The following is a 457-nucleotide window of genomic DNA, read 5'->3' on the forward strand; positions in this document are numbered from 1 at the left end:
GTTTAAGCGTCGGATCGTATTTGCCCTTATCTGTCTGTTCTACTGGAACATGAACCGCTTCACTACTACCATCTGGATAGGTCACTGTGACTTCAACCACTGGATTATCAGCAGTACCACTTATCCTATCGGCTGAGGTCAGAGTTGTCCCCTCTGGCATATTCGGTACAGTGACCTTGCCTTTTACAACTTCCTTATCAGCTGGAGTGACTGGGCTATTTGGAGTCACTGAGCCATCAATTGGTGCCTTTTCTGCACTCGGCTCATACTTCAAATTATCTCCCACTTTTGTAATCGTCACTGGTACATTGACTGTTTCTTTGGTGCCATCTGCGTAAGTGACCTCTACTGGAACTTGATGAGTGCCGACTGTAGTTGGAAGTTTGCCCTTCACTTCCTTGTTGGTAATGCTTGCACCACTTGGTGCTGTGACTTGACCGGTTACGTCTCCTGCAGT

The 457-nt window shown here is 47.0% G+C and carries 1 protein-coding gene; it reads right to left on the reverse strand.

The features are described from left to right. Positions 1–457 (reverse strand): Rib/alpha-like domain-containing protein (locus ACVPON_RS05240; protein ID WP_462876859.1); only part of this gene is annotated, 457 nt, incomplete at both ends.

The sequence above is a fragment of the Streptococcus sp. 1F3 genome (genome assembly GCF_054968985.1).